The organism is Streptococcus oralis subsp. dentisani (genome assembly GCF_002860905.1).
Taxonomy (GTDB): Bacteria; Bacillota; Bacilli; order Lactobacillales; family Streptococcaceae; genus Streptococcus; species Streptococcus oralis_BA.
In genome coordinates this window covers 342,536-358,177 of record NZ_PKIG01000002.1, presented here as the reverse complement: position 1 = coordinate 358,177, position 15,642 = coordinate 342,536, and the positions used below count along the sequence as shown (strand labels likewise).

5 protein-coding genes are annotated in these 15,642 nt (G+C 40.5%); all 5 read left to right on the top strand.

Annotation, left to right across the window (positions count from 1 at the left end; all coding sequences use genetic code 11):
• The first annotated feature begins 235 nt into the window (after positions 1-235).
• The 5 genes from CYK16_RS04720 (at position 236) to CYK16_RS04700 (ending at position 15,600) form a co-directional block, all read left to right on the top strand.
• On the top strand, positions 236-907 hold the full coding sequence (locus tag CYK16_RS04720; RefSeq protein WP_060805451.1) for a CPBP family intramembrane glutamic endopeptidase: 672 nt from the start codon (positions 236-238) through the stop codon (positions 905-907).
• A gap of 129 nt (positions 908-1,036) precedes the next feature.
• Positions 1,037-4,312: an ATP-dependent nuclease subunit B gene (rexB, locus tag CYK16_RS04715; protein WP_101776730.1), complete on the top strand. Its 3,276-nt coding sequence runs from the start codon at positions 1,037-1,039 to the stop codon at positions 4,310-4,312.
• The gene (gene addA, locus CYK16_RS04710) at positions 4,309-7,959 is read left to right on the top strand and encodes a helicase-exonuclease AddAB subunit AddA (protein ID WP_060805450.1); all 3,651 of its coding nucleotides are present in this window, start codon (positions 4,309-4,311) and stop codon (positions 7,957-7,959) included. Before rexB ends, addA begins: the two co-directional genes overlap by 4 nt.
• A gap of 17 nt (positions 7,960-7,976) precedes the next feature.
• On the top strand, positions 7,977-9,155 hold the full coding sequence (locus CYK16_RS04705) for a hypothetical protein (protein ID WP_101776729.1): 1,179 nt from the start codon (positions 7,977-7,979) through the stop codon (positions 9,153-9,155).
• A gap of 238 nt (positions 9,156-9,393) precedes the next feature.
• Positions 9,394-15,600, top strand: a complete 6,207-nt coding sequence (locus tag CYK16_RS04700) for a ZmpA/ZmpB/ZmpC family metallo-endopeptidase (RefSeq protein ID WP_101776728.1) — start codon at positions 9,394-9,396, stop codon at positions 15,598-15,600.
• The last annotated feature ends 42 nt before the right edge of the window (positions 15,601-15,642 follow it).

Below are 15,642 nucleotides of genomic sequence, written 5' to 3'. Positions count from 1 at the left end.
ATTTAGGAGGAATCCACATATATAAAAGGTTGGTAACTTAATCATAGGTCTTCCTTTGTTAGAGAAGATAATGGTAAAAGGTTAGGGGGTAATTGATTTTACAGTTTAGGATGTTTTGATGACAATTTATGATTTGAAGAGTATATTTTGAAAAGATATTCTATACTAAACTTGTTATACAGTTAAGTAAACCATTCTATTCAATAATCTAGCCAAGGAAAACAGAGGATTTAATATGAAAAAACGAATTATTCAGATTTTACTAGCATTATCCTTAATTTTTTACAAATCAACTTGGTTTTGGAGGCTTTTCAATCATCTCGCAAAGCCTTATCTACCAGCAAATCGTGAGTTTTTTCAGATTCTGCTTTTGCTGGAAAGTGGTGTTCTTTTGTCAGCAGTCATCTATCTACTAGTTTTTGCAGGAAAGAAGACTTTTCATTTCAAGTGGCAGTTGAGGTACTTTATCTACCTTTTACTGGGCTACATCATTTTGTATATGTCGGACTTCCTCTTGTCTTATTTCATACCCTCGTCTTCAAATCAAATTTCTTTGAATGAAACGATAGAAATGATAGGGAGACAGGAATTACCCTATTTCTTGCTCATAGCTTGCTTCATCGGCCCTATTGCTGAGGAATTGATTTATCGCGGTGTGCTTATGACAACCTTTTTCAAAAACTCGCCTTGGTACGGAGATGTCTTGCTTTCTGCTATTATTTTCGGTTATATTCATATCAATTTCGCTTTAACTCCTCTTGCTTTTTTCATTTATGCTAGCGGAGGGCTTATTTTGGCGCTATTGTATCGTATGACTAAAAATATCTATTATCCAATACTAGTTCATATTTTCATCAATATCACTGCCTTCTGGGATGTTTGGTTACTCCTATTTTCAGGAAGTTAGCTTACTAAAACAATGTCGGAACTTTCCGGCATTTTCTTTTCAACAGGTGAGCAAGAACTGATTATTTTCAGACTTGGGTGGCTAATCATGGTATAATAAAAGGTAATGAAAAATTCCAACGAGGCAGAGATGAAATTACTTTATACTGATATTCGGACTTCTTTGACTGAAATTCTAACCAGAGAGGCGGAAGAGCTAGTTGCTGCTGGCAAGCGGGTCTTCTACATCGCTCCCAACTCTCTTTCTTTTGAAAAGGAACGTGCCGTGCTGGAATGCTTGTCCCAGCAGGCTTCTTTTGCGATTACCGTCACGCGCTTTGCACAGATGGCTCGTTACCTGATCTTGAATGATTTGCCTGCCAAGACCAGTCTTGATGATATTGGTCTTGGGATGGCCTTTTACAAATGCATTGCAGAACTTGATCCTAAGGACTTACGTGTTTATGGTGCTATCAAGCAGGATCCTCAATTTATCCAGCAGTTGATTGATCTTTACCACGAGATGACCAAGGCTCAGATGAGTTTTTTAGACTTGGAGAGTTTGACGGATGAGGACAAGAGGGCAGACTTACTCTTGATTTTTGAGAAGATAACGGCTTATCTCAATCAGGGGCAGTTGACTCAGGGAAGTCAGTTGTCCCATTTGATTGAGGCTATTGAGAATGACAAGGTAAGTAGTGATTTCACTCAAATTGCCTTGGTCATTGATGGATTTACCCGTTTTTCTGCTGAGGAAGAGCGAATTGTGGACCTACTTCATGGCAAGGGTGTTGAGATTATCATTGGAGCCTATGCTAGTAAGAAAGCCTATACTAGCCCTTTTAGCGAGGGTAATCTCTACCAAGCCAGTGTGGAGTTTCTCCATCATCTAGCCTCTAAATACCAAACTCCTGCTCTGGATTGTTCTCAAACTCATGAGCAGATGGATAGTTTTGATAAGGCCTCTCGTTTATTGGAATCGTCCTATGACTTTTCAGAACTTTCCTTGGAAATTGATGATAAGGACCGTGAAAACTTACAAATCTGGTCTTGTTTGACGCAAAAGGAGGAGTTGGAGCTAGTAGCCCGTAGCATTCGTCAGAAATTACATAAGAACTCAGACCTGAGCTACAAGCATTTTCGTATTCTCTTGGGTGATGTAGCTTCTTATCAATTATCTCTAAAAACGATTTTTGACCAGTATCAGATTCCTTTCTATCTTGGTAGAAGCGAATCCATGGCTCATCATCCCTTGACACAATTTGTCGAGTCTATTTTAGCTTTGAAACGCTATCGTTTCCGTCAGGAGGATTTGATAAACCTTCTTAGAACAGGTTTGTATACCGACCTTAGTCAGGCTGATATTGATGCTTTTGAGCAATATATCCGCTATCTTGGTATCAATGGCTTGCCAGCCTTTCAGCAAACCTTTACCAAATCACACCATGGAAAATTTAATCTGGAACGTTTAAATACTCTTCGTCTGCGTGTTTTAACACCTCTTGAGACTCTTTTTGCTAGCCGAAAACAAAAGGCTGAAAACCTCCTACAAAAATGGAATAGCTTTCTAAAAGAGGGAGCGGTGACCAAGCAGTTGCAAGATTTGACAGCCACTATGGAAGCTGTAGAACAGGAAAGACAAGCCGAAGTTTGGAAGGCTTTCTGTCATGTTTTAGAACAATTTGCGACTGTTTTTGCTGGTTCGCAAGTTAATCTAGAGGACTTTCTAGCCTTGCTTCATTCTGGGATGAGTCTATCTCAGTATCGCATCATTCCAGCAACAGTAGACACTATTCTGGTGCAGAGTTACGATTTGATTGCACCACTGACTGCTGACTTTGTCTATGCCATTGGGTTGACTCAGGACAATTTACCAAAAATCGCGCAGAATACCAGCCTTTTGACAGATGAAGAAAGACAAAATTTAAACCAAATGACTGAAGAGGGGAGTCAATTGCTGATTGCCAGCAGTGAAAACCTCAAGAAAAATCGCTATACCATGCTTTCCTTGGTCAATTCTGCGCGTAAGAAGTTGGTCTTGTCGGCTCCAAGCCTTTTTAATGAAAGTGAAAGTAAGGAGTCAGCCTATCTGCAAGAGCTAGTCCATTTTGGATTTAGGCGGAAAGAAAAAAGGATGAATCACAAAGGGCTGTCTAAGGAAGATATGGGGTCCTATCACAGTCTTTTGTCCAGTCTGGTTGCCTATCACCAGCAGGGCGAGACGAGTGATAGGGAGCAAGATTTGACCTTTGTCAAGGTGCTGGCGCGTGTCATGGGTAAAAAGTTAGACCAGCAAGGTCTGGAAAATCCAGCCTTCCCAACCAGCCCAAGCAGTAAACCCTTAGCAAAGGACACCTTACAAGCTCTCTATCCTGCTGATCAGGAGTTTTACCTGTCTACCTCCGGTTTGACGGAGTTTTACCGCAATGAATACAGTTATTTTCTTCGCTACGTTTTAGGCTTGCAAGAAGAATTGCGCCTGCGTCCAGATGCCCGTAGTCACGGGAATTTCTTACACCGTATTTTTGAACGAGCCTTGCAGTTGCCTAACGAAGATTCCTTTGATCAACGTTTGGAACAGGCTATCCAAGAAACCAGTCAAGAACGCGAATTTGAAGCCATTTATCAAGAAAGTTTGGAAGCCCAGTTTACCAAGGAAGTTCTGCTTGATGTTGCACGGACGACTGGCCATATTCTTCGTCATAATCCAGCCATCGAAACCATCAAAGAGGAAGCGAATTTTGGCGGAAAAGACCAAGCCTTTATTCAATTGGACAATGGTCGCAGTGTATTTGTACGAGGTAAGGTTGACCGGATTGACCGATTGAAAGCTGATGGGGCGATAGGAGTGGTAGACTACAAATCCAGTCTGACTCAGTTCCAATTTCCTCATTTCTTTAATGGGCTTAATTCCCAGTTGCCAACTTATCTAGCTGCCTTAAAAAGAGAAGGGGAGGAGAACTTTTTCGGCGCTATGTACTTGGAAATGGCTGAGCCTGTCCAATCTTTGATGGCCGTTAAAAGTCTGGCAGGTGCAGTAGTAGAAGCTAGCAAGTCAATGAAATACCAAGGCCTCTTTTTAGAAAAAGAAAGTAGTCATTTGGGCGAGTTTTACAATAAAAACAAGGCTAATCAGCTGACAGATGAGGAATTCCAGCTCCTACTGGACTACAATGCCCATCTTTACAAGAAAGCAGCTGAGAAGATTTTAGCAGGTCAGTTCGCCATCAATCCATATACCGAAAATGGCAGAAGTATTGCCCCATATGTTCAGCAACACCAAGCCATCACAGGATTTGAAGCCAATTATCACTTGGGTCAAGCCCGTTTCCTAGAGAAGTTAGACATCACTGATGGCAAGCGTCTGGTCGGAGAAAAACTCAAGCAAGCTTGGTTTGAAAAAATAAGAGAGGAGTTGAATCGATGAAGCCCATTCCCTTTTTAACTGAGGAGGAAATTCAAAAATTGCAAGAAGCAGAAGCGCACTCGAGCAAGGAACAAAAGAAAACTGCTGAGCAAATTGAAGCCATCTACACTTCTGGTCAGAATATCCTTGTCTCAGCGTCGGCTGGTTCTGGTAAAACCTTTGTCATGGCCGAGCGTATTCTGGACCAGTTAGCGCGTGGTGTCGAAATTTCTCAACTCTTTATCTCGACCTTTACCGTCAAGGCTGCTACAGAGCTTAAGGAACGTTTGGAGAAAAAAATCAGCCAACAAATTCAAAAAAGTAGTGATGTTGACCTCAAACAACACTTAGGTCGCCAGTTGGCAGACCTACCCAACGCTGCCATCGGAACCATGGACTCTTTTACACAAAAATTCCTTGGCAAACATGGCTATCTGATTGATATTGCGCCTAATTTCCGTATTTTACAAAACCAGAGCGAGCAACTCATTCTCAAAAACGAAGTCTTCCATGAGGTCTTTGAAGCGCATTACCAAGGTAAACAAAAAGAGTCCTTTAGTCATCTGCTGAAAAATTTTGCAGGGCGTGGCAAGGATGAACGTGGTCTGCGCCAGCAGGTCTATAAAATCTATGACTTCCTCCAATCTACCAGCAATCCTCAGAAATGGTTAAGTGAGTCTTTCCTAAAAGGCTTTGAAAAAGCTGATTTTACCAGTGAAAAAGAAAAACTGACCACACAAATCCAGCAAGCTCTTTGGGACTTGGAAAGTTTCTTCCGTTATCATCTGGATAATGATGCCAAGGAGTTTCCAAAGGCTGCTTATCTAGAAAATGTCCAGTTTATTCTGGATGAAATTGGCTCCTTAAATCAAGAGTCGGATAGTCAGGATTATCAAGCGGTGCTTGCGCGTGTTGTCGCCATTTCAAAAGAGAAAAACGGTCGAGCTCTGACTAATGCCAGCCGTAAGGCTGATTTGAAGCCACTGGCCGATGCCTATAACGAAGAGAGAAAGACCCAGTTTGCTAAACTAGGACAACTGTCAGGCCAGATAACCATTCTCGACTATCAAGAACGTTATCATGGAGAGACCTGGGAACTAGCTAAGACTTTCCAAACATTTATGAGCGATTTTGTGGAGGCTTATCGTGAACGTAAGCGCCAGGAAAATGCCTTTGAATTCGCTGATATCAGCCATTACACCATTGAGATTTTAGAGAAATTCCCGCAAGTCCGTGAGGCTTATCAGGAGCGCTTCCATGAAGTCATGGTCGATGAGTATCAGGATACCAACCACATTCAAGAACGGATGTTGGAATTGCTGTCGAATGGTCATAATCGCTTTATGGTGGGAGATATCAAGCAGTCTATCTATCGTTTCCGTCAGGCAGACCCGCAGATTTTCAATGAGAAATTCCAACGCTATGCGCAAAATCCCCAAGAAGGCAAGCTGATTCTCCTGAAGGAAAATTTCCGTAGTAGTTCAGAAGTGCTGTCAGCAACCAATGATGTTTTTGAACGCCTTATGGACCAAGAGGTCGGCGAAATCAACTATGATAACATGCACCAACTTGTTTTTGCCAATACCAATCTGACTCCCAATCCAGACAACAAGGCAGAATTGCTCCTCTATGACAAGAATGACACAGGTGAGGAAGAAGAGAGTCAAACAGAAACGAAACTAACTGGTGAGATGCGCTTGATTATCAAGGAAATCCTTAAACTTCATCAGGAAAAAGGTGTTGCTTTTAAAGAAATTGCCCTTCTGACCTCCAGTCGCAGTCGTAATGACCAGATTCTTCTCGCCCTGTCTGAGTACGGAATTCCTGTCAAAATTGACGGAGAGCAAAATAATTATCTCCAGTCCCTAGAAGTGCAAGTCATGCTAGACACCCTTCGTGTCATTCACAATCCCCTGCAAGACTACGCCTTGGTTGCCCTTATGAAGTCTCCAATGTTTATCTTTGACGAGGACGAGTTAGCACGTTTGTCCCTTCAGAAAGCAGAGGATAAAGTCCAAGAAAATCTCTATGAAAAACTGGTCAATGCTCAAATACAGGCAACAAGCCTGAAAAATTTGATTCATACAGCTCTAGCTGAGAAACTAAACCAATTCATGACTATTCTTGATTCTTGGCGCTTGTATGCCAAAACCCACTCCCTCTATGACTTGATTTGGAAGATTTATAACGACCGTTTTTACTACGATTATGTTGGAGCTTTGCCAAATGGTTCTGCTAGACAGGCCAATATCTATGCCCTAGCACTGCGTGCTGATCAATTTGAAAAGAGCAATTTCAAGGGCTTGTCTCGTTTTATTGGCATGATTAACCAAGTTTTAGAAGCCCAGCACGATTTGGCAAGCGTGGCTGTCGCACCGCCAAAAGATGCAGTAGAGCTCATGACCATCCACAAGAGTAAAGGGCTGGAGTTTCCTTACGTCTTTATTCTCAATATGGATCAAGATTTCAACAAGCAAGACTCTATGTCAGAGGTCATTCTCAGCCGTAAAAATGGACTTGGTGTCAAATATATTGCCAAAATGGAGACAGGAGCAGTGGAAGCCCACTACCCTAGAACTATCAAACTCTCTATTCCTAGCCTGACCTATAGGCAAAATGAGGAAGAACTGCAGCTGGCAAGCTATTCTGAGCAAATGCGTCTACTGTATGTTGCTATGACACGGGCTGAGAAAAAGCTCTATCTTGTCGGCAAGGGTTCTGGTGAAAAGCTGGAAGCCAAGGAATACCCAGCAGCTAAAAATGGAAAACTAAATAGTACTACTAGACTCCAAGCCAAGAATTTCCAAGATTGGATTTGGGCTATCAGCAAAGTGTTTGCAAAGGATCGTCTCAACTTTAGCTATCGTTTTGTTGGTGAAGATCAGTTGACTAGAGAAAGCGTCGGAGAATTGGAAACCAAGAGCCCTCTCCAAGATAGCTCCCAAGCAGACAATCGTCAGTCAGAAACCATTAAAGAAGCTCTTGAAATGCTGAAAGAAGTGGAAGTTTATAATACTCTTCACCGCGCAGCTATTGAATTGCCAAGTGTTCAAACCCCAAGTCAAATCAAGAAATTCTACGAACCAGTTATGGATATGGAAGGTGTTGAGATTGCAGGTCAAGGCCAGTCAGTAGACAAGAAAATCAACTTTGATTTGCCAGATTTTTCAACCAAAGAAAAGGTAACAGGAGCTGAGATTGGTAGTGCTACCCACGAACTCATGCAGAGAATGGACCTCAGCCAGCAACCAACCCTTGCTAGCCTGACAGAAACTCTCAAACAAGTTCAAACCAGACCAGCTGTTAGGGACAAGATCAATCTTGCTAAAATTCTTGCATTCTTTGACACAGCACTCGGTCAGGAAATTCTCGCTAATACCAACTATCTTTATCGCGAGCAACCTTTCTCCATGCTCAAACGAGACCAAAAGAGTCAGGAAGACTTTGTTGTGCGTGGTATCCTTGATGGCTATCTGCTTTATGAGGATAGGATTATTCTGTTCGACTATAAGACAGACCGCTATGATGAACCAAGTCAACTCATAGACCGTTATCGCGGTCAGTTAGCCCTATACGGAGAGGCTTTATCTCGAGCCTATTCGATTGAAAATATTGAAAAATACTTGATTTTACTCGGTAAAGACGAGGTTCAAGTTGTAAAAGTATAATCTAGAAAGGAGACCTCATGACACTTCCAGTTAGAAAATCCCTGCACGATGCGGTTTTACAGGCTTCAAAAGCTGATACTTGGGAACAAGCTACCAAGGAATGGAATGAAGTTTCCTTGATTTTTAACGGTATCGGCCGTAGCAATTGTGTCTGTGGAAATGCCATCAAATACGCTTATGAACTCTTTAACGGTGTCACAGGGCAACGCCTCTTTCCAATTGGTAGCGACTGTGTTCGTCATTTTCATCGATTGTCCCTTGACCAGCAATTGGAAGAGGAAGAAAAACTGCTCAGAAAGGTCGAACATCTAACCAGAAAAGCTAAGAAAAAGGAAAAAATCAAGGTCAATAAAAGTGACTTTGACGAGCGACTTCTAAAGTGGCTCTGGGAAAAAGGTGTTTTTAAACCCAATCGTGGCAATCAGTTCTCACCTGAGAAAGACTACCAGCTCTTCTTAGAAGTCTTTCAGGGAGGAAGTTGGACCAAGGCAGAACCCAAGAAGAAGGCTCGTATGGAAGAAGTCCTTGAAAAGTGTATCAAACCCTTTTTACTTGGCAAACCAGATGACCAACTCTATCTTGTCAAGCTAGGAAAGGAGAAAATTGACTACGAACAAGAACTCCGAATCCAGGCAGAGAAAGAGCGCAAGAAGAGGGATAAAATCGCCAAACAATATGCAGACAATCTGGTTCTAGCCATGGGACCAGCAGAGCGTGCCTATCAGGATTACTTTGGCTTTACAGAAACCCTAACCCAAGAAGAACGCAAGTGGGAGAAAATTCTTTTTGGTAAAAATCGAACAGAACGGGCTATCAAGGCCAAACAATACCAAAAAGAGCTGGAAAAAGATCAACGAATTGCCGGTCAAGATCCAATTGAAAGAAAACAGAAGCAGACCTGGCTCCTCAATTCCTATTTTCGTGAGCTTCCTGAAGAAAAAGCCCGATTTTCTAGGCTCTTATTAGAATATCGAAAAAGTGGAGAAGTTCCCTTTTCAACTGAATATCTGTCAGATCATCTCATCGACTTTTTCTATAAAATGAAAGCCTTTGAATTTGAAATCGCACCAGAACAAGTCCGAGACTTTTTAAAAGAAAGCCTTCAGACAGAACATCTATCCTCAGCACAAGAAAGCTGGATAGAAGGAATTCTCCTCAACTGCATCAAACCATTTTTAGAACGATTATTGATATGAGTAACACCTAACGTGGAAATTCCATGGTAGGTTACATTTTATCCAAAAAAATAATAGGGAGTTACAAAACTACTGCTTGGTATTTTATATATAAAACAAAGTATGAAAACACTACTCAATTTTAAGACTTTTCGGTAAATAAAGAGTATAATTAAGGTATACTACCTTTTTTATAGATAATACACTAATATAATAAAGGTCTTTGTAACATTTATAAATTGTATTTCAAGGAGGAATAATGGAAAAGTATTTTGGTGAAAAACAAGAACGTTTTTCATTTAGAAAATTATCAGTAGGACTTGTATCTGCGACGATTTCGAGTTTATTTTTTATGTCTGTATTAGCTAGTTCATCTGTGGATGCTCAGGAAACTGCGGGAGTTCACTATAAATATGTGACAGATTCAGAGCTATCATCAGAAGAAAAGAATCAGCTCGTTTATGATATTCCGACATACGTGGAGAATGATGATGAGACTTATTATCTTGTTTATAAGTTAAATTCCCAAAATCAACTGGGAGATTTACCCAACACTGGAAGTAAGAATGATATGCAAACCCTAGTTGCTGGTGCTAGCTTAGCTACTCTGGGGATTTTAATTTTTGCCGTTTCTAAGAAAAAAATTAAGAATAAAACAGTGTTACATTTAGTATTGGTTGCAGGAATAGGAAATGGTGTTCTTGTATCGGCTCATGCTTTAGAAAATAATCTTTTACTGAATTACAATACGGACTATGAATTGACCTCTGGAGAAAAATTGCCTCTTCCTAAAGACATTTCAGGTTACACATATATTGGATATATCAAAGAGGGAAAAACTACTTCTGATTCTGAAGTAAGTAATCAAAAGAGTTCAGTTGCCACTCCTACAAAACAACAAAAGGTGGATTATAATGTTACACCGAATTTTGTAGAGAATCCATCAACAGTACAAGCTATTCAGGAACAAACACCTGTTTCTTCAACTAAGCCGACAGAAGTTCAAGTAGTTGAAAAACCTCTTTCTACAGAATTAACGAATCCAAGAAAAGAAGAGAAACAATCTTCAGATTCGCAAGAACAATTAGCAGAACATAAGAATCTAGAAACGAAAAAAGACGAGAAGGTTTCTCCAAAAGAAAAGACTGGGGTAAATACATTAAATCCACAGGATGAAGTTCTATCAGGCCAGTTGAATAAACCTGAACTCTTATATCGTGACGAAACTATAGAGACAAAAATAGATTTTCAAGAAGAAATTCAAGAAAATCCTGATTTAGCTGAAGGAACTGTAAGAGTAAAACAAGAAGGTAAATTAGGTAAGAAAGTTGAAATCGTCAGAATATTCTCTGTAAACAAGGAAGAGGTTTCACGAGAAATTGTTTCAACTTCAATGAGTGCGCCTGTTACAAGAATAGTCGAAAAAGGTACTAAAAAAGCTCAAGTTATAAAGGAACAACCTGAGACTGGTGCAGAACATAAGGAAGTACAGTCTGGAGCTATTGTTGAACCCGCAATTCAGCCTGAACTACCAGCAGCTGTAGTAACCGACAAAGGTGAGCCAGCAGTCCAACCAGAGTTGCCAGAAGCAGTTGTAACAGATAAAGGTGTACCAGAAGTCCAACCAGCGTTACCCGAAGCTGTTGTAACTGAAAAAGGCGAACCAGCAGTCCAACCAGAGCTACCGGAAGCGGTTGTGACCGACAAAGGTGAGACTGAGGTTCAACCAGAGTCGCCAGATACTGTGGTAAGTGATAAAAGAGAACCTGAACAGGTGGCACCGCTTCCAGAATATAAAGGACCACAAGCCGGAGCTATTGTTGAACCAGAGCAGGTAGCACCACTACCAGAATACACAGGTCCACAGGCAGGGGCAGTAGTTGAACCTGCAATCCAACCAGAGTTACCCGAAGCAGTTGTTACAGACAAGGGTGAACCAGAAGTTCAGCCAGCGTTACCCGAAGCAGTTGTAACTGAAAAAGGCGAACCAGCAGTCCAACCAGAGCTACCGGAAGCGGTTGTGACTGACAAAGGTGAGACTGAGGTTCAACCAGAGTCGCCAGATACTGTGGTAAGTGATAAAGGAGAACCTGAACAGGTAGCACCGCTTCCAGAATATACAGGAGTTCAGGCTGGAGCGATAGTAGAACCAGAGAAGGTAGAAGCACCGAAGGAATACACAGGAGTGCAAGCCGGAGCAATAGTAGAACCAGAACAAGTAGCCCCCCTACCAGAATATACAGGAGTACAAGCTGGAGCGATAGTAGAACCAGAGAAGGTAGAAGCACCGAAAGAATACACAGGAGTGCAAGCCGGAGCAATAGTAGAACCAGAACAAGTAGCCCCCCTACCAGAATACACAGGCCCACAAGCTGGAGCTATTGTCGAACCAGAGCAGGTAGCCCCCCTACCAGAATACACAGGCGTACAGGCTGGGGCTATTGTTGAACCAGAGCAGATTGCCCCCCTACCAGAATACACAGGTCCACAGGCCGGAGCAATAGTAGAACCAGAACAGGTAGATCCACTTCCTGAATACAAGGGGAATATTGAGCAACTAAAACCTGAAACTCCCGTTGAGAAGCCGAAAGAAACAGATCCAGAAAAAACACTTGAATTAAGAAATGTTTCTGATATTGAATTGTATAGTCATCAAACGAATGGAACTTACAAACAACATGTTTCTTTGGACAGTGTTCCAAGTAATCCAGATACTTATTTTGTAAAGGTAAAATCTTCTGCGTTTAAAGATGTTTACCTTCCGGTTGCATCGATATCCGAGGAGTTAAAAGATGGACGCACATTTTATAAAATTACAGCGAGAGTTGATAAACTCCAGCAGGAGATAGACCATAAATATGTTGAAAATTTCAGTTTCTATTTAGCTAAGAAGACTACAGAGGAAACGACAAACTTTACTTCCTTTAGTAATCTAGTTCATGCCATCAACCAAAATCTTGGTGGAACCTATTATTTATCAGCTAGCTTGAATGCTAACGAAATGGAACTGGAGTCTGATGCGAAGTCTTATATTAAGGGCAACTTTACTGGTAGGTTGATTGGCGAAAAAGATGGCAAACATTATGCTATCTATAATTTGAAAAAACCTTTATTTAACAACTTAAGTAATGCTACAGTAGAAAAACTGAGCCTGAAAAATGTCTCTATTTCAGGAAAGAATGATATCGGTTCACTGGCAAATGAAGCTAAAAATGGGACAAAAATTAACCAGGTTCATGTCGACGGTGTCTTAGCTGGGGAACGTGGTATTGGTGGATTGCTTGCCAAGTCCGAACAATCAACCATCACTGACAGTAGTTTCAAGGGAAGGATTATTAATACCTATGAAACAACTGCTACCTACAATATTGGTGGCTTGGTTGGACATTTGACAGGTGAAAACGCGTCTATTGCTAAATCCAAAGCTACAATAGCCATTTCATCAAATGCAAATAGTTCAGATCAGACTGTCGGTGGTCTTGTGGGACTTGTGGACAATGATGCACATGTCCGTGATAGTTATGCTGAGGGAGATATTAATAATGTCAAACAGTTCGGAGAAGTCGCTGGTGTAGCAGGCTATTTATGGGATCGAACTTCTGGTAAGGAACAGCATGCTGGAAGCTTGACCAATGTTCTTAGCGATGTCAATGTAACAAACGGGAACGCCATCACCGCTTACCACTATAACAATATGAAGGTGACAGCTACATTCAGCAATAAAGCTAATAGAGTTATCAAAGTTGCCTTGGAAAATGATGAAGTCGTCAGCAAGGAATCCTTTGAAGAAAGAGGAAAGATGCTAGATGATTCTCAAATTGCAAGCAAGAAAGCAGAAATCAATCCTCTCACCCCACCAACAGTGGAGCCCCTTTCAACAAGTGGCAATAAAGAAAGTGATTTTTCTAAGGTAGCAAATTATCAAGATAAGCGCGTTTTAGCCTATAAGAACATTGAAAAATTGCTACCTTTCTACAATAAAGCAACCATTGTCAAATACGGAAATCTGGTCAAGGAGAATAGTCTCTTATATCAAAAAGAACTCTTGTCTGCAGTTATGATGAAGGATAATCAAGTAATCACAGATATTGTTTCTAACAAACAGACTGCAAACAAACTCTTGCTTCACTACAAGGACCATTCATCTGAGAAGCTTGATCTCAAGTATCAGACTGATTTTGCCAAGCTAGCAGAATATAGCCTAGGAGATACAGGTCTTCTCTATACTCCTAACCAATTCTTGTATGACCAAACCTCTATCATCAAGCAAGTCTTACCTGAATTGCAGCAGGTGTCCTACCACTCAGAGGCTATCAGAAAGACACTCGGTATTTCTCCAGAAGTTAAGTTAACCGAGCTATATCTAGAAGACCAGTTTGCTAAAACGAAGGATCATCTTGAAGAAAGTCTAAAAAAACTCTTGTCTGCGGATGCTGCTCTAGTGGAAAACAATCAAGTGATGACGGGTTATATTATAGATAAAATCAAGCGTAACAAGGAAGCTTTACTACTTGGTATGAGCTACCTAGAACGCTGGTATAACTTTAGTTATGATAAAGTGAGTGCAAAAGACCTTGTAATGTACCATCTAGATTTCTTTGGCAAAGGAAATGCTTCTCCGTTAGATACCTTAATAGAGTTAGGTAAATCAGGATTTAATAATCTTCTTGCCAAGAACAACGTTGATACCTATGCTATTAGTTTAGCTAGCCATTATGGAACGAAAGATTTATTTAACACGCTTGAAAATTATCGAAAAGTCTTTCTACCAAACACAAGCAACAATGACTGGTTTAAATCTCAGACAAAAGCCTTAATCGTTGAAGAAAAATCTAATATTCCAGAAGTGAGGGCTAACCAGGAAAAAGCTGGTAGCAAGTACTCTATCGGCGTCTATGATCGAATCACTAGCGACAGCTGGAAATACCGTAACATGGTACTGCCTCTACTAACTTTGCCAGAAAGATCAGTATTTGTCATTTCAACTATCTCTAGTCTAGGTTTTGGTGCTTATGATCGCTATCGTAATAAAGATCATCAATCAAGTGGTGATCTGAATAGCTTTGTTGAAAAGAGTGCTCACGAAACAGCAGAGCGTCAACGAGATCACTATGATTATTGGTATCGTATTCTAGATAAGGAAGGGCGTGAGAAGCTTTACCGAAATATCTTGCTTTATGATGCCTATAAATTTGGAACTGATAATACTGAAGGAAAGGCTACAGAAGTAGCAGATTTTGATAGTCCAAATCCTGCAATGAAACATTTCTTTGGTCCTGTTGGAAATAAAGTTGGTCATAATGGACACGGTGCTTATGCTACCGGTGACGCCGTTTATTATATGGGTTATCGTATGTTAGATAAGGATGGAGCTATTACTTATACTCATGAGATGACGCACGATTCAGATCAGGACATCTACCTTGGTGGCTATGGTCGAAGAAGTGGCTTGGGACCAGAGTTCTTCGCAAAAGGCTTATTGCAAGCACCAGACCATCCAAATGACGCAACCATCACCATCAACTCGATCTTGAAACATTTAAAATCGGATAGCAAAGAAGGAGAACGATTACAAATACTCGATCCAACTACGAGATTTAATAGTGCAGATGATTTGAAGCAATATGTCCACAATATGTTTGATGTTGTCTATATGTTGGAATATCTTGAAGGACAATCAATCATTCAACATTTATCTAATTCAGAGAAAATGACTGCACTGAGAAAAATTGAGAATGTATTCGTCAAGGATCCAGATGGAAATAACGTATATGCAACAAATGTTGTCAGAGATCTAACAGTAGAAGAAGCTAAAAAACTACGTTCATTCAATGATTTGATTGATAATAATATTATTTCGTCTAGGGAATATGCGTCAAAAACATACGAAAGAAATGGCTATTTTACTATAAAACTATTTGCGCCGATTTATGCAGCATTAAGTAATGATGACGGAACGCCTGGTGATCTAATGGGACGTCGTATGGCATATGAACTATTAGCTGCTAAAGGCTTTAAAGATGGTATGGTACCATATATTTCAAATCAATTTGAACCCGATGCTAGGGAAAATAATAAAACGATTAGCTCATATGGTAAAACAAAAGGGTTAGTGACAGATAAATTGGTACTTCAGAAATTATTTAATGGACAATACCACACTTGGAGTGATTTTAAAAAAGCTATGTATACAGAGCGTCAAACTAAGTTCAATAAATTGAACAAAGTTACCTTTAATGATACAACACAGCCATGGACTTCCTTTGCAAGAAAAACTACTAGTAGGATAGAGGATTTACAGAGTTTAATGGATATTGCTGTCCGTCAGGATGCAGAAGGAACTCATTGGGATAACTATAATCCAGAGACTGACAGTGCGGTTCATAAGTTGAAGAGAGCGATTTTTAAAGCTTATCTTGACCAAACCGATGATTTTAGAAGTTCAATTTTTGGTAATAAAAAATAGTATTTACTATTAGGAAATAAAAAGCAAATGTAGAGGATTAGA

Excerpts from the sequence above, each read along its gene's own strand:
- CYK16_RS04720 (WP_060805451.1), top strand. The coding sequence starts at position 236 with ATGAAAAAACGAATTATTCAGATTTTACTAGCATTATCCTTAATTTTT.
- rexB (WP_101776730.1), top strand. The coding sequence starts at position 1,037 with ATGAAATTACTTTATACTGATATTCGGACTTCTTTGACTGAAATTCTA.
- addA (WP_060805450.1), top strand. The coding sequence starts at position 4,309 with ATGAAGCCCATTCCCTTTTTAACTGAGGAGGAAATTCAAAAATTGCAA.
- CYK16_RS04705 (WP_101776729.1), top strand. The coding sequence starts at position 7,977 with ATGACACTTCCAGTTAGAAAATCCCTGCACGATGCGGTTTTACAGGCT.
- CYK16_RS04700 (WP_101776728.1), top strand. The coding sequence starts at position 9,394 with ATGGAAAAGTATTTTGGTGAAAAACAAGAACGTTTTTCATTTAGAAAA.